A 19846-nucleotide genomic window follows, 5' to 3' on the forward strand; every position below is an offset into this window, starting at 1 on the left:
CGGCGCGGTGCTCGCCGGCGGGCGGTCGCGCCGCTTCGGGTCGGACAAGGCGCTCGCGATGCTGGATGGGCGGAGCTTGCTCGACCATGCGCGGGCGGCGCTGGCTCCCCATTGCGAGACAGTAATCATCGTCGGCCGCGGGGAGGTCGCCGACTGGCCGCGCCGCGACATGGGGCCGCTCGGGGGCATTGCGGGGGCTTTGATCGAGGCCGCGGACCGGGGGTTCGATCAGTTACTGACCGCGCCGGTCGATTGCGTGCGTTTGCCAGACGATCTTCGCGCGTTGCTGGAGCCCGCACCGGCGTTTCTGGATACGCAGCCGGTGATCGGATTGTGGCCGATCGCATCGCTGCGCGACCTCAAGGCGATGCTGGAGGACGGACGCGACCTCGCGGTCAGGGCCTTTGCCCGGCGGATCGGCGCACAAGCGGCGCGGAGCGCTTTCGTGCCGCCGAATATCAACAGCAGCGCCGACCTCGACCGCCTTTCGGGGTCATGATCCGCCGATGGCGTTCACGGTGAACGCCAAAATGCCCATGTTGAAGATGAATGCCGCCATGCAGTGGCCGAGCACGACGCGGCGCATATGCGCGCCCGATATCGTGACATCGGAGGTCTGGAAGGTCATGCCGAGCGTGAAGGCGAAATAGAGGAAGTCCCAGTAGCCGGGTTCGTGCACCCCCGGCACCTCGATCCCCGCCTGGTCGCGGCCCTCCTTTTGCAGATAATAGAGATGCGCATAGTGGAGCGTGAACACGATGTTCGCGAACAGCCAGGCGAGCGCGAGCGTCGCGACGATCAGGACGACGTCGCAGCGGCCGAGCGTGCCCGGGCTCGCGATCAGCGTGCCGACCGCGAACAGGATGACGAGCGAGAGCAGCACCGTGATCGCGAGCAGGCCGACGCGGTTCGCATCGTTGAATTCGGCGCGGCGGCGCATCTGGTCGGCATCGGCGCCGAGCAGCGGCGCCACGGTGCAAAGAAAGACGAAGGCGGCGACGTCGAAGCCGATCAGGAAGGCGGCGCGTGGATCGATATGCGATGCGAGCGCCGCACCCATCGCCGCGAGCAGCACGACCGGAAAGACGAGGAAACGAACGGGCGCGATATGTTTGCCGACGGCCATCGGCGGGGTCAATCCGCGGCCCCGACGACGCGCACCGGGATCGACTTCGCCGCCGGACAACCGCTGGTCTTGTCATAGAAGGCGAGCGGCAGCAGCGGGTTGAGCTCGGGATAATAGCCCGCGACCGAACCGCGCGACATCGGATAGTCGATGATCGTGAGCCCGTCGACGCGGCGCGCGATGCCGTCGATGCCGACCGTTTCGAGCGCGACCTTCGCCCCCGCCTCCAGCCCGCGCGCGGCGATGTCGTCGGCGTTCATGAACAGGATCATGCGATCATTGTACACGCCGCGATAGCGGTCGTTATAGCTGTAGATCGTCGTGTTGAACTGGTCGTGCGAGCGCACCGTCGCGAGGCGCAGCATGGCGGGATCGGCGACCGGCGCGTTGACCGCAAGGCCGGGGAGAACGAGGAAATTCGCCTTGCCGTTCGGCGTCGCCCACACGCGGCGGCGCGGCGGGATGTCGAGGTGGAAACCCATCGGCGCCTTGATGCGCTCCGAAAAGCCTTCGTAGAGCGCCGGGTAAACCGCGGCGATCTTGTCGCGGATCAGGCTGTAATCGTCGATATAGCTCGCCCAATCGACCTTGCTGTCGGGCAAGGTCGCCATCGCCATGCGGCAGACGATCTCGGTCTCGGTCAGCAGGTGCGGGCTCGCGGGGTCGAGGACGCCGCGCGAGGCGGTGACGTTCGACATCGAATCCTCGATCGTCACGAACTGTTCGCCCGCCGCGGTCTCGATCCGTTCGGAGCGCGCGACGACGGGCAGGATCAGCGCATCCTTGCCATGCACCAGATGTCCGCGGTTGAGCTTGGTCGCGATGCCGACGGTCAGGTCGAGCTTACGCATCGCCGCGTAGGAACGCTCGGTGTCGGGCACTGCACGGACGAAATTGCCCCCGAGGCCGATGAAGACCTTCGCGGTGCCCGCCAGCATCGCCTCGACCGACTCGACGGTGTGATGCCCCTCGCCGCGCGGCGGTTCGAAACCGAAGACGTCGCGGACCTTGTCGAGATAGGCCTGGCTCGGTTTTTCGTCGATGCCGACGGTGCGGTCGCCCTGCACGTTCGAATGGCCGCGGATCGGCGAGATGCCCGCGCCCGGCTTGCCGTAATTGCCCTTGAGAAGCAGCAGGTTGGCGATCTGCTGGACGAGCTCTGACCCCCGCTGATGCTGGGTCACGCCCATGCCGTAGCAGATGATCGTCGCGTTCGAGCGGATGTAGATTTCGGCGCAGCGGCGGATCTGCGCCTCGTCGATCCCCGACGCGGCGACAAGGTCGGGCCAAGTCTGCGCCTCGATATCGGCCTTCAGCGCGTCGAAGCCCGACGTATGCTCGGCGATGAAACCATGGTCGAGCACGGTCTCGCCCGCCGCCTCGCGCTCGAACAGCACTTTCATCATGCCCTTCAAAAGCGCGAGGTCGCCGCCGACCTTGATATGCACAAACTCGCTGGTGATGTCGGTCGAGCCAAAGGTCGCCATCTGCACGATGTCCTGCGGCTCGGTGAACTTGATCAGCGCGCGCTCGGGCATCGGGTTGACCGCGACGATCGGGACCCCGCGCTTGCGCGCCTCGACCAAAGGCGTCATCATCCGCGGCGCGTTCGTCCCGGCGTTGTGTCCGACGAGGAAAATCGCCTCGGCATGCTCGAAATCGTCGAGGATCACCGTGCCCTTGCCGACCCCGATCGAATGCGGCAGCCCGCGGCTCGTCGGCTCGTGGCACATGTTCGAACAGTCGGGGAAATTGTTCGTGCCATACTCGCGCACGAAGATCGAATAGAGGAAGGCCGTTTCGTTCGCGGTGCGGCCCGAGGTATAGAATTCGGCGTCGTGCGGGCTGGCGAGCGCACGGAGGTGCGTGCCGATCAGCGCGAAAGCATCGTCCCAGCTCACCGGCACATAATGGTCGGTCGCGGCGTCGTAGCGCATCGGCTCGGTCAGGCGGCCCTGCATTTCGAGCCAATAATCCGACTGCGCCATCAGGTCGGAGACGCTGTGCTGCGCAAAAAACTCCCGCGTGACGCGAAACTTTGTCGCCTCGTGCGCGAGCGCCTTTGCGCCATTTTCGCAAAATTCGAGCTTCTTGGTGCAGCTCGCGTCGGGAAAGGCGCAGCTCGGGCATTTGAAGCCGCCCGGCTGGTTCATCGACAGCAGCGCGCGCGATCCCTTGGTGACGACACTCTGTTCGAGCAGGACCTTCGCGGTGGCGGCCGCGGCACCCCAGCCGCCGGCGGGGCTGTTATAGGCTCTATATCGGGGTTTATCGTCCGCCATCGCCGCGACTAAAGCATAGCCGCCGCAGCATATCTATCGCTCTTTGACATTGGCGCGCCATGATCGATGAAGATGGACGCGCTTTGCTTCTTACCGCCGCGAGCCCGTTGCGAAGCTCAACGTCCGTCCAGTCGCCGCGTTGGCCTTGCGACGGGCAAGGGAGACTTGGTCCGATATGCCTCCCGTTGCTCACGATAGGCTTGCATGTAGAGCTCGAACTCATCCTCTGAAAGCTCATGGCAATAGCCGAATTCCTGCATTGCGGGGCTATGCCGGAAGCTGATGTTCTCTTCCCTTTTGGCATAGGCCTCCGCCGCCTCGTACCCGCTTTGATCGCCCTCCCACTGGCTGCCCAGCAGATGAGCGCGTGTATTTTGCAACATCTCGATGTCTTTGTCAGTTTGACGCGCATAGGCCTCCGCCTTTAGCGCAGCGTCCGCGTCGATCGTGGAAGGCTCAGGCAAGACGATATTTGCCGCTTTGTGGGGATAGTAAACTGCCTCCAGCCTTGGCCCCACGTCATTGGTGCCGACGAGCAACGGGATAGCTCCGATAGTTCCATATCCCTCCAGCCCGCGCAAAGCCGCCTGGTGAAACCTCAGATGTCGGAACCATTCGGCGAGAAGGATGACGGCGTAATCGGCTTGGTCGGCATCGCGTCCATTGGCAGCGGCTCGGGCCTCGCCCCGCAGGATTTTTTCGTTGAGCGCATCGAGACCGCAAATGGTCAAGGTGCGATCGATGTCGGCAAATCTGCCTTGCCATGGCGATCCGTCCGGACCGCATTGCTCCAATATCTTGTCCCGCGATGATCTCGAAAAGGCGAAGGCCTCGTCCGTATAATAGTTCGTCTCCAACTGTGGAACGCGGCAGCCGTTCGCGTCCAGCTCGACCGGTTGCGACGTCAGATCGACCCCGATTGCCGTCACGCCGCCAGCCTGCGTAGCAGCGGCGGCCGTCCGTAGAGCGAGTTGCTCCCAGCCTTTCACCTGAACGGCGTCCGCCGGCAGCGAGAGACAAAGGGCGCTCAGCTCGGCCGGAAGCTTCTGCAGAAGGTCGCGCAGCAGCGCATCCGCCGCGAGATGCTCTCCGTGTTGAATCATCTGCGCAAACCGCAGGCCGAATTCTCGACGGCCAGTTTCGTGCGTCAAATCGACCGTCGAGAAACTCATCCGTCCTGCTCCGTTCCAGAAGGCGAGAGCAGGCAATGCACGTTCCACTGCACTTTACATTCTCGAGATCTGTGACGGGAGAATAGAACGCAAGGCTTATTAAAGACTGAAAAGCCGGCGGTCGAAAAGGGAGATCGGCAGCATGGGCCTGCCATGGCAACCGCAATTTGCAACCATATGTCAGGCAGCAGTATCGCACCGTGAAGCGCGGTCGGAAAATGGCGCGCCCGGCAGGATTCGAACCTGCGACCACCCGCTTAGAAGGCGGGTGCTCTATCCAGCTGAGCTACGGGCGCGCAGCGCTGCTTGCGTCGCGCGGCGAATAGCGCGGTTTGCGTAGGCTGCAAAGCAGGTTAAGCAGCACGCCGATGACCGAGTCTGAAACTCCGCCGGCGCAGCCCGTCGCCGTCAGCGCCGCCAGCGTGCGGTATTTCCGCTATTACGACCTGATCATGGCGGCCTTTGTCGCCATCCTGCTGTTGTCGAACATCATCGGCGCGTCGAAGCGGTCGGTTGTCGAACTGCCTTGGATCGGCGAATGGCCGTTCGGCGCAGGCGTGATGTTCTTCCCGCTCAGCTACATCATCGGTGACGTGCTGACCGAGGTCTACGGCTATGCCCGCGCGCGGCGGGTGATCTGGACCGGTTTTGCGGCGCTGGCGTTCATGGCCTTCATGGCGTGGGTCGTCGTGTCGCTGCCGCCCGCTCCGGGCTGGCCGCACCAGTCGGCCTATGAGGCGGTCTTCGCCAATAGCTGGCGGATCGTCCTCGCGTCGATGTTTGCCTTCTGGGCGGGCGAATTCGCAAACAGTCTGGTCGTCGCAAAGATGAAAGTTGCCGACAACGGGCGCCGCATGGGGCTGCGTTTCGTCGCGAGCACCGTCGTCGGCCAGGGGCTCGACAGCCTGATCTTCTATCCGATCGCCTTTTACGGGCTGGAGGGATGGCCGACCGGCGAACTCATGAAAACCGTCCTGTCGCAATGGGCGATCAAAACGGGATGGGAAATCATTCTGCTGCCGTTCACGGTCGCCATCGTAGTCGCGCTCAAGCGGCGCGAGGGCGTCGATGTGTTCGACGAGGGGACGGACTTCAATCCCTTCGTCGCCAAGGTTTGACCAGGATTCTGACCCTATAATGAATCTCGTCCATCTCGCCGCGCTGTTCCAGGAACAGAAATTGTGGCTCGTGGCCTCGGCCGATCTCAGCAAGGATGCGCTGCACGTCTATTTCGGGATGGCGCTGTTCCTGTTCGTGCGACTGGTCTGGCGCTGGCGCGGCGGCTGGTTTGCCGCGTGGCTGGCGGTGCTCGCGATGGCATGCGGCGGCGAATGGCTCGACGTCACCGCGGAGATCAGCCGGTCGGCGATCCAGCCCGACAGCGCGCACTGGCACGATATCTGGAACACGATGTTCTGGCCGACGGTGCTGCTGCTCGTCGGACGCTGGCTACAGCCCAGGGCAAGGATGGTCCCGGAAGAAACCCCGGACGAAGCGTCAGGCGAGGACGCCGAGCGCCGCCTCGAACAGGCGTAGCCCGTCAGTGCCGCCATGCGCGCGGTCGATTGCGCGTTCGGGATGCGGCATCATGCCGAGCACATTGCCCGCATCATTGAGCACGCCGGCGATGTCGCGCGCCGACCCGTTGACCGCGTCGGCATAACGGAAGGCGACGCGCCCCTCGCCCTCGATCCGGTCGAGCGTTTCGGCGTCGGCGAAATAATTGCCGTCGTGGTGCGCGACGGGAATGTTGATCATCTCGCCGGCTTTATAGGCGGCGGTGAACAGCGACTGGCTGTTCTCGACCTTGAGTGCCACGGTTCGGCAGACGAAGTTGAGCCCCGCGTTGCGCATCAGCGCGCCGGGAAGCAACTGCGCCTCGGTCAGCACCTGAAAGCCATTGCACACGCCGAGCACGGGAACGCCGCGGCCCGCGGCATCGGAAACCGCCCTCAGGATCGGCGAGCGGGCTGCCATCGCGCCCGAGCGAAGATAGTCGCCATAGGAGAAACCGCCGGGGAGCGCGATGAAGTCGATGCCATCGGGCAGTTCGCTCTCGCGGTGCCAGACCATCGCGGGTGCGCGGCCGGTGACCTGTTCCAGCGCGACGGCCATGTCGCGGTCGCAGTTGGAACCGGGAAAGACGATGACGGCGGTCTTCATGGTCGCGGCTCCTGTTACGGGCGTTCGATGCGGTAGTTTTCGATCACCGTGTTCGCGAGCAGCCGGGCGCACATCGCGTCGAGCTCGGCATCGCTGGTGCCATCGGCGACGTCGAGCTCGATGAAGCGGCCGGCGCGGACGTCCGCAACGCCGCCAAAGCCGAGCCCTTCCAGCGCATGATGGATCGCCTTGCCCTGCGGGTCGAGGACCCCCGGCTTGAGCGTCACATAGACATTCACTTTCATGGGAGAGCCTTTGCGTCGAGGGTGCGGGAAAGATGCGCGCGCCTATGCCCGCGAACGCCGCGGGGGGCAAGCGAAAGCTCCGACGGCGGGCGTCGATCTGCATTTTCGGCTCGCAGACCCGACGCCCTGCAGCCCGTCACGGGAACCAGCGCCATCCCGATCGGGGACCCGGTGCGCCCTATCGACGGACAGCCCGGACGCTCAGCCACCGGTCGCCGGGTCTGCCGACGCACTTTCGGACCTCGTCAACGATCCAGCCGGTATCGGCGAGCGCGGCGCGCAAAGCGGGCTCGCGCCAATAGGTCTCGACATAGCGCCGCGGTTCGGCGGCGCTGCCTTCGATCGTGACATCCTCGCCGTCGCCGTCGCGGACCGAGGCGTGCAGCCGGCCGCCGGGCCGCGTCGCCGCGGCAAGCCGTCGCAGCACCGTACCGAAGTCCGCACGCGCCACGTGGATCAGGCAGGCGCAGGCCCAAACCCCGTCGTAACGCGTGCCCGGACGTTGCGGGTCGGACAGGTCGTCGGTCAGCGGGTCGAGCAGCGCGGCTTCGAGGCCGCTCGCGCGGAGCAGGTCGACGAAGCCCTTCGATATGTCGGTGCACCGGACGCTGATCCCCTGCTTTTCGAGGGCTAGCGCATCGCGGCCGCCGCCGCTGCCGATCTCGAGCACCCGGCCCGAGCCGCGCAGCGCGGTCACGAACGCATCGATCTCCGCCGCGACCCATGACGGCATCGCGGCCGCTTCGGCGGCATAATCGGCCGCGGCGTTGTCATAGGCCTGCACGGTGTCGCGGTCGGTGCTCATGCCTCTCTCCTCGCAGCGGTCATAGCGGAATTCGGCCCGGGCACGCCATCCGCGGCACGATGGATTTCGCGGCCAGCGAATCGACGCGAATCGGCCGCGCGGTCCGGCCTGGGAGACGATGTCGCACGATCAATCGGGAATGCGAACCACTCGCATCTTTGTTGTTGCGAATCCGTCGCACTATCCCTACATCGGGCTTGTTGAGAAGGATTCGCACATGGTCGTCTGTGTCTGCAACGCAATAAGAGAAAGCCAGCTGCGCGATGTCGCGCGGGATGGCCAATTGCGGTGCGCCAAGGCCGCCTATGCGCAATTGGGTCGCAAACCCAAGTGCGGCCAGTGCCTGCCTTTCGCTCGCAATATCATCAGCGACGTCGCCGCGACCGCCTGATTTTTCTTGGTTTTCCGCCATTTTTGACCTTGGCCTGATGGGTCCGGGGCGCGTATAATGCGCCCACTCCATTCCAAGACAAAATGACAGGACTGACACCATGAAGGGCGACGAAAAGGTCATCGACTTCCTCAACGAGGCACTCAAGAACGAACTGACCGCGATCAACCAGTACTGGTTGCATTACCGCATGCTCGACAATTGGGGCGTCGCGCGCCTCGCCAAGTTCGAGCGCGAAGAGTCGATCGACGAGATGAAGCACGCCGACCAGCTCGCCGACCGCATCCTCTTCCTCGGCGGCCTTCCCAATTTCCAGATGCTCGGACGCCTGCGCGTCGGCGAGACCGTCGAGGAAATCCTGAAAGCCGACCTCGCGCTCGAGGAAGAAGCGATCCCGCTGCTCAAGGACGCGATGGCGCACAGCGAAAGCGTCCGCGACTATGTCAGCCGCGACCTGTTCGGATCGATCCTCGAAAGCGAGGAACATCATGTCGACGAACTGGAAAAGCAGTTCGAGATGATCGAGCGCATGGGCATCGAAAATTATATCCAGCTCCAGTCGAAGCCGGCGCACGACGACTGAGGGTGATTCGACGGCCGCCGGGCAACGTCCACACCCATAAGCCGTTGATAAGAGAGGCGCTTTCGAGCGCCTCTTTTTTCGCTTGTATTTGCGAATAATTCTCAATAGCAAGGTGGGGCAGTCCCCTCCTGCCGGCCGCTGCAACTTCAAGCTGCGCTAAAGCGGCCGGCATCTTTTTCGAAAACGGGACGGACAGACTGCATCGGCCGGGAGAAACGAACCTCATGCAAAGCAGCGCGCTGATCCGCCAGTTGACCGAGCAGCCGCTGGTACGTGACCTTTCGGTCGAAGCGGCGCAGGCGGTGCTCGCGCTGCGTTACTGCATCCTCTGCCGCCGCAGCGAGCGCGACCCGATGCCCGAACTCGAACGACGCTGGGGCAATATCCTTGCCGCACGGCGCTACCGCTTGGTTGTCGAGGCGATCGGGCATATCTGGCCCGAACCCTTTGCCGTAGCCCCGCCCTGCTGCCCGCGCGTGAGCTTCGACGAGGCGCTGCTCGCCGCCGTCGTCGGCGCCGCCTCGCGCGGCGACCGCGTCCGGTTCGACTGGCTGACCGCCGAGATGCTCGGCGGCGACGCGCGCGAGATGCTGTTCGTCGCGCTGGAGAATTTCATTCGCGCGAGAGCACCGGGGCGGGTTTGATCGTCCGTTTCGGAGTAGGTGAGCTGTCCCTTTTGTGCACTCGGCGAAAGCCGGGGCTCATGGCGTCAGAAGGCTGGCATTGCGCGATTACGCTCTGGGCCCCGGCTTTCGCCGGGGTGCACATCCCTATCGGCAGCTCCCGGCCGCAACCGGCCTTTCGCCGGCTTACTCTTCGGCAACGGGCTCGGCGGTCAGGAAGCCCTGCTTGCACACCGGGCTGTCATCGCCCGCAAGGCAGTCGGACCAGCGATATAGTTGCTCGATGCTGACGGTCGCACCGTCGGACCCGCCGCCGCCCATGCCGATATATTGCTTGCCGGTGATCCGGCCGATGATCGTGACATTGGTATAAGCGTGCACGAGTTCAGGGTCGTAGATGCCCGGTCCGCAGGCAACAAAGGCCTGATAGGTCGGCTCCGGGGTCCAGCGCGGTTCGCCATGATCGCCGCTGCGCGAGAAGTTGATCGTCAGGCAGCGACCATCGATGCCGTAGACGCCGCCAGCCCAGCGCACGCGTTCGCCGATATGCCGTTCGTCGAGCGCCTCGTCGGGCGTGAGCGAAGCGACCCTGGCCGTCCTCAAGGCATCGATCTCCTGCAGAGACCCGGCCTGCGCATCGGTCGCTGCCGGCTCGGCCTCCACCGGCCGGCCCCATGCGGCCGTCGATCCCGGCGCGATCAACGCGCCGAAGAGCAGCAAGCCCGCCACCCGTGCCAAGGGCAGGATCGGCTTCGCGTTCACGTCTGGTACGTCCCGCAGCCCGTTATTTGCCCGCCTTGTCGCTGACCGCCTTGATCACCAGCGCCTTGTCATCGACCAGATAGCGCTTCGCGAGTGCCTGCAACTCAGCCGGCGTCGCCGCCTCGACCTCGCCGACCCCCTTTCGGCTGCGGTCGAGGCGATCGGCGTGGCTCGCGGCCTCGGCGACATAGTTCAGCCAATAGCTGTTCTCGCGCCGCGATTTCACCATCGCCTCGAGCAGCGGCTTGCGCGCACGGTCGAGCAGGTCGGCGTCGACGGGCTTGTCGCGCAGTTCCTTTGTGATGGCAAAGATCGCAGCGCGCGTCGTTGCGAGATCCTTGTAATCGACATTGCTCGCAGCAAAGAGATGGCCATAGCCCGGGAACTCGTCGGACAGGCTTGCCGCCGCACCGGGACTGTAGCTTTCGCCGAGCTTCTCGCGCAGCTCCTCGGTCAGCATCAGCTGCATGACGCGCGCGAGCAGGTTGAGCCGCATCGCTTCGGCAAGATCGCTGTCGTCGCGCGCGGGCCAATAGACGCGCAGTTCGGCCTGTTCGGCGGGGCCCTTGTGGATCAGGGTGCGCTCGCTGCGGTCGGCCGCGAACTGCCGGATGCGCGCATCGGTACGCGGATCGAAAGCCGCGCGGCGCTCGGGGAGCGCGCCGAACGTCGCCGCGATCGCGTCGATTGCCGCCTGTTCGTCAATATCGCCGACGACCCCGATCTCGATCGCGCCGTGCGCGAAGCTGTCGGCAACGACGGGCTTCAGCTGCGCCCAGTCGAGCGTCATCAGCTTTTCGAGCGGCGGTGTCTGTGAGCGCGGGTCGTCGTTCGCGAGAATGCCGCCGGCATCGCGGCCGAGCACCGCGGCGGGGGTCGCGTCGTTCGCGGCATATTGCTGCGGCAGCACGCGGCGGATCAGCGCGAGACCGTCGGGGCGGTAGCCGGGGTGCGTCAGGAACGCCGCCATCAGCTTGGCCTGCAGCGCGAAATCCTCGGGCGAAGTCAGGGCCGACCCGCCGAAGGCATCGGTCGAATTGCCGAACACCGGGCTGATCGTCTTGCCTGCAAGGATCGAACGCAAGTCGTCCAGGCTGTGCGCCTCGAGCCCGCCGAGCATCAGCGAGCCCGCGAGCGACACCTTCGTCGGATCGTCGCGCGTCGCGAGCAGATTGCCGCCGTCGACGCGCAGCGACAGCATGACCTTGTCCTTCTGGAAATCGGTCTTCTTGATGTTGAGCATGACGTTGTTGGCGAAACGGATGCGGCGGATGCCGAGGTCCTCGACACGCTCGTCGGTGACAATTTTCCCGGGCACGCCGAAATCATTATAGGCGAAGGCAGCGTTCGCCGCCTCGGTCGGCGCGGCGACCGCAACTTTCGTCGATGCCTGCAAATCGGAGAGGATCGCCGCCGTGCCGCCCTCGATCGGTTTTTTTACCGCGACGCGCACGAGCGGCAGACTCAGCCCTTCCATGCGCCGCCGGAAGGCCGCAGTGACCGCTGCGGCGGTGAGCGACGGCGTCGTCGCGTCGAACAAGGCTTGCGAGGTTTCAGGGCGGACGAAAACGAAATCGCCTTCGGCGGCGGAGACCAGCGCATCGGCGAGCGCATCACTGCGCCGCGTCGTCACGCCCGCGACGGCATTCTTGAGCGCGGTGCGGCGGTTCGCGAGCTGCTCGTCGACCTCGGCCTGCGTGAATCCATGCTGGATCGCGCGGCGCTGTTCCTGCTCGACGAGCGCGAGCGCCTCTTTCCACGCGCCTTCCTTGGCGATGGCGCCGACCGTGACCTGATCGAATTTTTTCCATCCTTCGGCGTCGCTGAAATAGCCGGTCAGGATCGGCGAATCTTCGTTCAGCGCGATCTTCGCAAGCCGGCGGCTGACGATCGCCTCGCCGATGTCCTCGGCGAGGCTGCGCGCGCGCTTCGCTTTGGTGTCGGGTTCGTCGACCCACGGCTTGAAGCTCGCGATCGTGACCGAATCCTGGATCGCGGGATCGACGAAATCGTCGGCGGCAGCTGCGCGCCTGTAATCGACATTGCCGATGTCGGGGTCGGCGCCGGCGGAACCGCGTCCCTTCCAGTCCGCAAAGCGCGCCTTGATCTTGGCTTCGACCGCCGCGGGATCGAAATCGCCGACCATCACCAGCGTCGCCCGCTCGGGACGGTAATAGCGGTCGTAAAGGTCGCGCAGCCGCGCCGCGGGGGCGGTCCGGATCACCTCTTCGGTGCCGACCGGGATGCGGCTTGCGACCGTCATCCCCTTCATCTGGAAATCGAGCTGGTCGACCAGGTTGCGCAGCTGGTAGGTGTCGCGCGCGCGCCGTTCGGACAGGATGATCCCGCGCTCGCGGTCGACCGCGGCGGGATCGATGGTCAGATTGCCGCCGGTCTCGCGCATCAGCATCAGCCCGGTATCGATCAGGTCATCCGAGGCATTGGGCAGGTCGAGCTTGTAGATCGTCTCGTCAAAGCCCGTCGACGCATTGGTGTCGGCGCCGAACGCCAGTCCCTTGCGTTCGAGCAGCTTGATCATTTCGCCCTCGGGCACATTGGTCGATCCATTGAACGCCATATGTTCGAGGAAATGGGCGAGCCCGCGCTGGTCCTCGGCCTCGGCGAAGCTGCCGACCGCGAAACGCATGCGCAGCACGACGCTGTCCTTGGGCGTGCTGTTTTTCAGCAACGCATATTTCATCCCGTTGGGAAGCACACCGAAGACGATGTTCGGGTCGACCGGCACATCGCTGGCGGCGAAGTTCCACGCCCTGGCGGCGGCGTCCTGCGGATTGATCGTCGCCGTAGCGGTTTTTGCGGGAGCCTCGCTGGCCCAGGCCGGGGCGGTGCTGGCGATGAGGAGGACGAGGGGCGACAGCGCGGTCGAGGCACGCCGGACAAGGCTTTTGGTCATCGAACCGGTTTGGCGACCGCCCTGCGGGCGGTCAAGCCATCGTCATGCCATCCGGCCGATGCTTTCGACGGACGACGTGGGGCCGCGATCAACCGCCTTTGCCGCATAGAGCGCGGTGTCGGCGACTTCGAAAAGCTTGCGTGCCGTGACGCCATGCCGGGGCCAGACGGCGGTGCCGATGCTGGCGCCGACGCTGATCGGCCGCCCGCCGATCCGATACGGGGCGGCGAGCGCCGCGAGGATATGGTCGGCGAGCGATGTGTCGAGCAACGGCGATCCGGCATGGACGAGGATCGCGAATTCGTCACCCCCCTGCCGCGCGACGACGGCATGGTCGCCGCACGCGCCGCGCAGCCGCTTTGCGATTTCGCAAAGCAGCAGGTCGCCGATCGCATGACCGTGCCGGTCGTTGACCGGTTTGAACCCGTCAAGGTCAAGCAGCGCGATCGCAAAAGGCTTGCCCGCATCGGCCGCGGCGATCTCCTCGTCGAGCCGCATGTCGAATTCGCGGCGGTTGGCCAGGCCGGTGAGCGGATCGGTGTGCGCAAGCTCGCGCATCTGTCGCTGAAGTTCGAGCAGGTCGATGACCTGCCCATGCTGCTGGACGACCATCCGCAAAAGGAACAATGTCGCGACGACGAGGCTGGTGCCCGCCGCGATTTCGGGCGGATTGCCCGACGTCAGCATCAGGACCGAGACCGGCCCCAGCCCGATGATCAGATTGACGAAGGTTGCGAAGCGGATCGACGACAGGCAATAAGCCGTGGCGAGCGACCCCATCGCCATGATCATCGCATAATAGCTGTGCGTCGCCGGCGGCGCGGCGAGCCAGTTGGTCACCGTCCAGATGCTGCACATCGCACCGGTCACACCCGATAACCATGTCGATTCGACGATCATGCGCCGCGCGCGGCGCACGCTCATCCGCCGCCCCCGATTGTGCATCAGGAACAGGAAGCCGAGCACCCCGATCACCGCAAGCGTGACCGGAAAACCGATGCGGATGGCCGGATGGACGGTCGCCACCCCGCCATAGATCGCCGTCGGCGTCGTCGCCGCCAGCATCAGGAACAGCATCGGGGTCAGCGTTTCGACGCGGTTGGCGCGCAGGATCGCCACGTCGTCCCGAATCGCTTCCGGAATCGGCGGAAAAATGCGCGTGCGCAGCCAATGATGGACCCCCGTCATGGGAGGGGGAGATAGCAAGCACGGGTAAAGCAGGAGTTAAGGATCGAAATCGCGGCTTATCATTTGCCTACGGGCCTCCGGGACCGGCAGGCTTGCGAAATATTAACCATGTTTCGCGATAGGCGTCGCCGATCCTTTTGCGCCCGACAGGAGCAACCCATGTCTTATCCGTTGCCGCCGCTGACCTCGTCCACACCCGCCGCGCCGACAGCGCCGATGCCGTCGGCCGATCCGACCTTGCCGCAGAACGACACCGCGGCGCAGCAGACCGCGCGCGCGGCGCAGCTGACCGCGGCGCAGGCGGTCTATGTGTGGACCACCGACGTCGCGACGCTTCCCGGCGTGCCGCTGGCCACCGACGTGCCGAAGAATGACGAGCCGACGATCGCGTGGTTCGTGATCCTGATCGGTGTCGGGCTCGACATCGTGCGCAACGCGCTGACGGTGAAGCTTGGCGGGGTCGACAAGGGAGAGCTCGACAGCCCGCGCGCCGAATATGAAGCCGCGCTGGCCGAATGCGACGCGATCGAGGCATCGGCCGCTAAGATCGCCGCCGAACATGGCGTCCACACCGGCGGCAATATCTTTGCGCGCATGATCGGCGATGTCGAAAATGCCGTCGCCGCCGCCGAACGCGACGCGCATGTCGCGCTGCTCAAGGGCTACAAGGATCGCCTCGAAGAGCTGATGAAGGTCGACGAAGCCCAAGGCCTCGGCAGCAAGACCCCGCGCAGCATCGAGGCGTATCGCGCGCTGTTCGCGACGCTGCCCGTTCCCGGCATCAGCTATATGTTCCAGGACGACAGCGAGTTCGCGCGGCTGCGCGTGCAGGGGCCGAACTGCATGCTGATCACCGCAGTCGGCGACGCACTGCCCGCCAAATTCCCGCTCAGCGCCGCGAAATATGCCGCGGTCGTGGGTGGCGACACGCTGGCGGCGGCGCTTGCCGACGGGCGTCTGTTCATTCTCGATTACAAGCCGCTCGAGGTGCTCGATCCCGGCACCTATGGCACTATGGCAAAATATGCCTGGCAACCGATGGCACTGTTCGCGGTCCCGCCGGGCGGGTCGTCGCTGGTCCCCGTCGCGATCCAGTGCGGGCAGGATCCTGCCGATTATCCGATATTCACCCCCTCGCCCGTCGCCGACAAGATATGGGGCTGGGAAATGGCGAAGTTCGTCGTGCAGGTCGCCGATGGCAATTACCACGAACTGTTCGCCCACCTTGCGCGTACGCATCTGGTGATCGAGGCATTCGCGGTCGCGACGCACCGCCATCTTGCCGAAATACATCCGCTCTGGGCGCTGCTCGTGCCCCATTTCGAAGGCACGCTGTTCATCAACGAACAGGCGGCGACCTCGCTGATCGCGGCGGGCGGCCCGATCGATCATATTTTCGCGGGCACGATCGCGTCGAGCCAGACGGCGGCGGTTGATGCGCGCCTTGCGTTCGATTTCTATGGCAAGATGCTCCACGCCGACCTTGTCGCGCGCGGCGTCGGTGTGGACTCGGCGCTCGCCGATTATCCGTACCGCGACGACGCGCTGCTCGTGTGGGACGCGATCCATGAATGGGCGCGGCAATATGTCGATCTCTATTATGCGCATGATGCCGATGTCGTCGCCGACACCGAGCTGGCGGCATGGGCGACCTGCCTTGCGGGCGAGGCGAAGATCAAGGGCTTCGGACCCGTCGCGACCCGCAAGCAACTCGCCGAAATCTGCACGATGGTGATGTTCACCGCGAGCGCGCAGCATGCGGCGGTGAACTTCCCGCAAAAGGACATCATGGCCTTTGCCCCCGCGGTCACCGGCGCCGGGTGGCAGGTGGCACCCAATGGCCAGCGCGGGCACGACAAGGCGGGCTGGCTCGCGATGATGCCGCCGATGGCGCTCGCGCTCGAACAATTGAACGTGCTCGAATTGCTGGGATCGGTGCATTACCGCCCGCTCGGTGATTATCGGAGCAACGCCTTCCCTTACCCGAAATGGTTCCAGGACCCGCGCGTGACCGCGGCCGAGGGGCCGCTGGCGTGGTTCCAGGCGGCGCTGACGGGCGTCGAGGCCGAGATCGTCCAGCGCAATGCCGAGCGGATGCAGCCTTATCCCTATCTGCGGCCGAGCCTCATTCCAACGAGCATCAATATCTAGGCTGCTGCAAAAACGCGAACCCCGGCAAAAGCCGGGGTTCGTTTCATTGCCGGGGTTCGGGAAGCTCAGCTGCCCTTTTTCTTCCGGTGGCTTTCGAGGTCGAGCACGGCATTCTCGCTGCCCTCGGGCAGCAGGCCGAGCCGGCGCGCGACTTCCTGATAAGCTTCGACTTCGCCGCCGAGGTCGCGGCGGAAGCGGTCCTTGTCGAGTTTTTCGTTCGTCGCCATGTCCCACAGACGGCAGCCATCGGGGCTGATCTCGTCGGCGAGGATGATGCGGCTGAAATCGCCTTCGTAGAGCCTTCCGAACTCGAGCTTGAAGTCGACAAGGCGGATGCCGACCGCGGCGAACATGCCCGACATGAAGTCGTTGATGCGGATCGCCATGTCCTGGATGTCGTGAAGCTCGTCCTGGCTGCACCAGTTGAAGCAGGCGATATGCTCCTCGGCGACGAGCGGGTCGCCGAGCGCGTCGTCCTTGTAGCAATATTCGATCAGGGTGCGCGGAAGCTGCGTCCCTTCCTCGATGCCGAGGCGCTTCGACAGCGTGCCCGCGGCGACGTTGCGCACGATCACTTCGATCGGCACGATCTCGACCTGGCGGATCAGCTGTTCGCGCATGTTGAGGCGGCGGATGAAGTGCGTCGGCACGCCGATGTTGCCGAGCAAGGTGAAGACATGCTCCGAAATCCGGTTGTTCAGTACGCCCTTGCCGTTGATCGTGCCGCGTTTCTGCGCGTTGAACGCGGTCGCATCGTCCTTGAAATACTGGATCAGCGTGCCCGGTTCGGGGCCTTCGTAAAGGATCTTGGCTTTGCCTTCGTAGATCTGGCGGCGACGGGCCATGGCGTTCAAACTTTCTGTCGGAACCAAATGAATGACCCCGGCAAAGCGACTCGTGTGCGAGCGCGGCGCCGGGGCGACGGGGCGGCCTATAGCGGCAAAGGTCGGGCACGTCATCCCCGGCGTCAAAAGCGATCCTCCCCGTCGCGAAGCGATGGGGAGGTGGCAGCGCGAAGCGCTGACGGAGGGGCCATGCGGCGCGCCATCGCCCCACCACCACTCGCTTCGCGAGCGGTCCCCCTCCCCATGCCTACGGCACAGGGAGGATCATTCTTTACGTTTACGTAAAGTGCTTGCCATCCCCACCCTCGCTTGCAACCATGATGGCAAATCAAGGAGAGAGATGGATGAGCTTCGACCAGATTCGCCTCGACCGCCATGAGGGCATCGCGCTGCTGACGCTGCACCGGCCTGACCGGATGAACGCCTTCACCACCGAGATGATGCTCGAGATCGTCGCCGCGCTCGACGAATGCGACGCCGACGATGGCGTGCGCGCGGTAATCTTCACCGGATCGGGCGACCGTGCCTATTGCGCCGGCGCCGACCTTGGTCAGGGCGCGGCGACCTTCGATTACGACAAGCGCACCGACAAGCAGGCGATCCTGCCGGGCGGCACGGCGGCGAGCCCGGTCGCCGCGGACGGCACGATCGACTGGTCGCACCCGCTGATCCGCGATTCGGGCGGGCGCGTGTCGATGCGCATCTTCGACTGCAAGAAACCCGTGCTCGGCGCGATCAACGGTGCCGCGGTCGGCATCGGCGCGACGATGACGCTGTCGATGGACGCGCGCCTCGCGAGCGACACCGCGCGCTATGGCTTCGTCTTCGCACGGCGCGGCATTGTGCCCGAGGCGGCGTCGAGCTGGTTCCTGCCGCGCCTCGTCGGCATCCAGAATGCCGTTGACTGGTGCTACTCAGGTCGCCTGATCGATGCTGCCGAAGCCCATGCGAAGGGCCTCGTGCAGTCGGTCCACGCGCCCGGCAACCTCATCGACGCCGCGATCGCGAAGGCGCGCGAACTGACCGACCACAGCGCGCCGGTGTCGGTCGCGCTGACGCGCCATATGTTGTGGCGCATGCTCGGCGCGCCGCACCCGATGAGCGCGCACCGCTGGGACAGCCGCGCGATCTTCGCACGCGGGCGCAGTGCCGATGCCGCCGAGGGCGTGTCGAGCTTCCTCGAAAAGCGCCCCGCGAACTTCACCGTCAGCGTCGCGGACGACTATCCGTGGTTCGCCGAGTTCGAGGATACGCCGCCGTACGGATGATGGCTCAGCCAGCCGCGCTGCCGCGCTTCCTGAGATAGGGCCGAAAGAACATGTAGAGGCCCGAGAATATCAGCAGGAAAAGCGGCGGCAACGGAAGGTAATAGACCCATTGGGCGGGTTCCTGTCCCGCGCCGAGCATCACGAAAATCGCGAGCACGATCGCCGAGAAGAGGATCGATACCCAGCGGTGGAACTGCCGGATCCAAAGGCTCCAGTTCATAACTCTCTCCCTGTCCGAATTATGCGTCGAGGCCCGCGACGACCTTTTCGAGATTTTCGAGGTGGATCTTCCAGCCGCCCTTGGCACCGCCGAAGGCCTGCTTCTGGTCGGGGCGGAAGCCGACCTGCTCCATGCGCAGCAGTGTCCCCGCAGGCGTCGGTTCGAGCGTGAAGGTCACGGTGCTTTCCAGCGCGTAGGCGGGATCGTCGTGCGCGTAATTCCAGCTGTAGGAAAGGCTCCGTTCCGGATCGACGTCGAGGATCTCGCAGTCGACATGGCCCCAGTCGCCGCGCAGCTGGAAGCGGTGGCCGAGGTCGAGGCCGAAGTCGTTCTTCATCAGCCATTCCGCGATCAGGTGCTGCTGTGTCAGCGCGCGCCAGAGCTTTGCAGGCGGGTGCGGGATTTCGCGCTCGACGGTCACGGTACGCACCTCGTTATCGGTCATTGATCCATCCTTTTCAGCAAATCTTCGAGATCGTCGAACCGCGCTTCCCAAAAGCGGTTCATGCGCCCGGTCCAGTCGACGAGCGGCGCGAGCGCGCGTTGCTGCGCGCTGTAATGCGTCTGGCGGCCCTCGTGCCGGTCGAGCACCAGCCCCGCCTGCTTGAGCACGCCGAGATGTTTGGAGACCGCGGGCTGCGAAATGCCGGCACCCGCGGTGAGCCCACCGACCGTCTGTTCGCCGTCGAGGCACAATCGTTCGAAGATCGCGCGCCGACTGGGATCGGCGAGCGCCTTGAACAGAAGGTCGGGGGATGATGCCATTAATCCATAACTCCTTGGCTATGGACGATCCCATAACCAACTAGTTATGAATGTGTCAACACCCTGTCAGGCGGCGTCGTATTTCCGCCTTCCGCGCGTCGCGGTCATGCTGTGCGTTGCCTTGAGCGCGGGCGTGTGGCTGCGGATCGTCTCGACATTGTGCCAGTTCGCGGTCACGCGATCGCGCGTCAGCCGTACGGTCACATAGCCGCGATCCTCGGTATTCGCCCACTGCAGTTCGGGGGACGCGTGCCGCAGCGCGGAGACGCGCGCGGCGTCCGAAATACCCGACGTATAGCCTTCATATCCGGGCGAGGTGACGCTTTGCCCCGCGATCTCGATG

General features: G+C 64.7%; 22 protein-coding genes and 1 tRNA gene. 8 read left to right on the forward strand and 15 right to left on the reverse strand.

Going from position 1 to position 19846, the window contains the following annotated elements; translation table 11 throughout:
- A partial coding sequence (gene mobA, locus VGD20_RS15375) for a molybdenum cofactor guanylyltransferase (RefSeq protein ID WP_331135286.1) occupies positions 1-499 on the forward strand: 499 nt, incomplete at its 5' end.
- On the opposite strand, the gene VGD20_RS15380 is transcribed toward mobA, so the two are convergent.
- The 4 genes from VGD20_RS15380 to VGD20_RS15395 all read right to left on the reverse strand — a co-directional run bounded on the left by VGD20_RS15380 (position 494) and on the right by VGD20_RS15395 (position 4876).
- Complete coding sequence (locus VGD20_RS15380; protein ID WP_331135287.1) at positions 494-1126, reverse strand: DUF1345 domain-containing protein; 633 nt, start codon at positions 1124-1126, stop codon at positions 494-496. The genes mobA and VGD20_RS15380 overlap by 6 nt on opposite strands.
- An 8-nt stretch (positions 1127-1134) precedes the next feature.
- Entirely contained in the window at positions 1135-3408 is a 2274-nt protein-coding gene (locus VGD20_RS15385) for an FdhF/YdeP family oxidoreductase (protein ID WP_331135288.1), read from the reverse strand.
- A 116-nt stretch (positions 3409-3524) separates the two neighbouring features.
- Positions 3525-4580 (reverse strand): hypothetical protein, encoded by a 1056-nt coding sequence (locus VGD20_RS15390; protein ID WP_331135289.1) that lies wholly within the window; start codon positions 4578-4580, stop codon positions 3525-3527.
- Positions 4581-4799: 219 nt separating this feature from the next.
- Positions 4800-4876, reverse strand: a tRNA-Arg gene (locus VGD20_RS15395).
- A 72-nt stretch (positions 4877-4948) separates the two neighbouring features.
- Here VGD20_RS15395 and VGD20_RS15400 point away from each other — a divergent pair.
- Both VGD20_RS15400 and VGD20_RS15405 read left to right on the forward strand, forming a co-directional pair.
- Positions 4949-5698 carry a queuosine precursor transporter gene (locus tag VGD20_RS15400; RefSeq protein WP_331135290.1) on the forward strand — a complete coding sequence of 250 codons (750 nt, stop codon included), beginning with the start codon at positions 4949-4951 and terminating at the stop codon, positions 5696-5698.
- Positions 5699-5717: 19 nt separating this feature from the next.
- Positions 5718-6116 (forward strand): hypothetical protein, encoded by a 399-nt coding sequence (locus VGD20_RS15405; protein ID WP_331135291.1) that lies wholly within the window; start codon positions 5718-5720, stop codon positions 6114-6116.
- Here the strand turns inward: VGD20_RS15405 and purQ are convergent.
- From purQ to VGD20_RS15420, 3 genes are all read right to left on the reverse strand, one after another.
- The gene (gene purQ / locus VGD20_RS15410) at positions 6078-6743 is read right to left on the reverse strand and encodes a phosphoribosylformylglycinamidine synthase subunit PurQ (protein WP_331135292.1); all 666 of its coding nucleotides are present in this window, start codon (positions 6741-6743) and stop codon (positions 6078-6080) included. The two genes, VGD20_RS15405 and purQ, sit on opposite strands and share 39 nt — an antisense overlap.
- 14 nt (positions 6744-6757) lie before the next feature.
- Positions 6758-6988: a phosphoribosylformylglycinamidine synthase subunit PurS gene (gene purS, locus VGD20_RS15415; RefSeq protein WP_331135293.1), complete on the reverse strand. Its 231-nt coding sequence runs from the start codon at positions 6986-6988 to the stop codon at positions 6758-6760.
- Positions 6989-7166: 178 nt separating this feature from the next.
- Complete coding sequence (locus VGD20_RS15420) at positions 7167-7793, reverse strand: class I SAM-dependent methyltransferase (protein WP_331135294.1); 627 nt, start codon at positions 7791-7793, stop codon at positions 7167-7169.
- A 217-nt stretch (positions 7794-8010) separates the two neighbouring features.
- Between VGD20_RS15420 and VGD20_RS15425 the strand changes: the two genes are divergently transcribed.
- From VGD20_RS15425 to VGD20_RS15435, 3 genes are all read left to right on the forward strand, one after another.
- Entirely contained in the window at positions 8011-8184 is a 174-nt protein-coding gene (locus VGD20_RS15425; RefSeq protein ID WP_037513974.1) for a (2Fe-2S)-binding protein, read from the forward strand.
- A 100-nt stretch (positions 8185-8284) separates the two neighbouring features.
- Positions 8285-8767 carry a bacterioferritin gene (gene bfr, locus VGD20_RS15430; RefSeq protein ID WP_331135295.1) on the forward strand — a complete coding sequence of 161 codons (483 nt, stop codon included), beginning with the start codon at positions 8285-8287 and terminating at the stop codon, positions 8765-8767.
- A 224-nt stretch (positions 8768-8991) separates the two neighbouring features.
- Positions 8992-9411 (forward strand): addiction module antidote protein, encoded by a 420-nt coding sequence (locus VGD20_RS15435; protein WP_331135296.1) that lies wholly within the window; start codon positions 8992-8994, stop codon positions 9409-9411.
- Between the two features lie 165 nt (positions 9412-9576).
- On the opposite strand, the gene VGD20_RS15440 is transcribed toward VGD20_RS15435, so the two are convergent.
- Genes VGD20_RS15440 through VGD20_RS15450 form a run of 3 tightly spaced genes read right to left on the reverse strand, consistent with a single transcriptional unit; the run spans position 9577 to position 14185 of the window.
- The gene (locus VGD20_RS15440) at positions 9577-10152 is read right to left on the reverse strand and encodes a Slp family lipoprotein (protein ID WP_331135297.1); all 576 of its coding nucleotides are present in this window, start codon (positions 10150-10152) and stop codon (positions 9577-9579) included.
- A gap of 22 nt (positions 10153-10174) precedes the next feature.
- Entirely contained in the window at positions 10175-13066 is a 2892-nt protein-coding gene (locus tag VGD20_RS15445) for a M16 family metallopeptidase (RefSeq protein ID WP_331135298.1), read from the reverse strand.
- Positions 13067-13108: 42 nt separating this feature from the next.
- Positions 13109-14185 carry a diguanylate cyclase domain-containing protein gene (locus VGD20_RS15450; protein WP_331135299.1) on the reverse strand — a complete coding sequence of 359 codons (1077 nt, stop codon included), beginning with the start codon at positions 14183-14185 and terminating at the stop codon, positions 13109-13111.
- 228 nt (positions 14186-14413) lie between these two features.
- On the opposite strand from VGD20_RS15450, the gene VGD20_RS15455 reads away from it, so the two are divergent.
- Positions 14414-16405 (forward strand): lipoxygenase family protein, encoded by a 1992-nt coding sequence (locus tag VGD20_RS15455; RefSeq protein WP_331135300.1) that lies wholly within the window; start codon positions 14414-14416, stop codon positions 16403-16405.
- 65 nt (positions 16406-16470) lie between these two features.
- On the opposite strand, the gene purC is transcribed toward VGD20_RS15455, so the two are convergent.
- The gene (purC, locus tag VGD20_RS15460; protein ID WP_331135301.1) at positions 16471-17250 is read right to left on the reverse strand and encodes a phosphoribosylaminoimidazolesuccinocarboxamide synthase; all 780 of its coding nucleotides are present in this window, start codon (positions 17248-17250) and stop codon (positions 16471-16473) included.
- 344 nt (positions 17251-17594) lie between these two features.
- Between purC and VGD20_RS15465 the strand changes: the two genes are divergently transcribed.
- A complete protein-coding gene (locus tag VGD20_RS15465) occupies positions 17595-18518 on the forward strand; it encodes a crotonase/enoyl-CoA hydratase family protein (protein WP_331135302.1) in 924 nt (307 codons plus the stop codon).
- 4 nt (positions 18519-18522) lie between these two features.
- Here the strand turns inward: VGD20_RS15465 and VGD20_RS15470 are convergent, their stop codons facing one another.
- The 4 genes from VGD20_RS15470 to VGD20_RS15485 all read right to left on the reverse strand — a co-directional run.
- The gene (locus tag VGD20_RS15470) at positions 18523-18738 is read right to left on the reverse strand and encodes a hypothetical protein (protein ID WP_331135303.1); all 216 of its coding nucleotides are present in this window, start codon (positions 18736-18738) and stop codon (positions 18523-18525) included.
- A 19-nt stretch (positions 18739-18757) separates the two neighbouring features.
- Positions 18758-19183, reverse strand: a complete 426-nt coding sequence (locus VGD20_RS15475) for an SRPBCC domain-containing protein (RefSeq protein WP_331135304.1) — start codon at positions 19181-19183, stop codon at positions 18758-18760.
- Positions 19180-19503, reverse strand: a complete 324-nt coding sequence (locus tag VGD20_RS15480) for a metalloregulator ArsR/SmtB family transcription factor (protein WP_331135305.1) — start codon at positions 19501-19503, stop codon at positions 19180-19182. Before VGD20_RS15480 ends, VGD20_RS15475 begins: the two co-directional genes overlap by 4 nt.
- 66 nt (positions 19504-19569) lie before the next feature.
- Positions 19570-19846: alkaline phosphatase D family protein (locus tag VGD20_RS15485; RefSeq protein WP_331135306.1), on the reverse strand; the 277-nt coding region annotated here is incomplete at its 5' end.

It is taken from the genome of Sphingopyxis sp. (genome assembly GCF_036402335.1).
Lineage (GTDB): Bacteria > Pseudomonadota > Alphaproteobacteria > Sphingomonadales > Sphingomonadaceae > Sphingopyxis.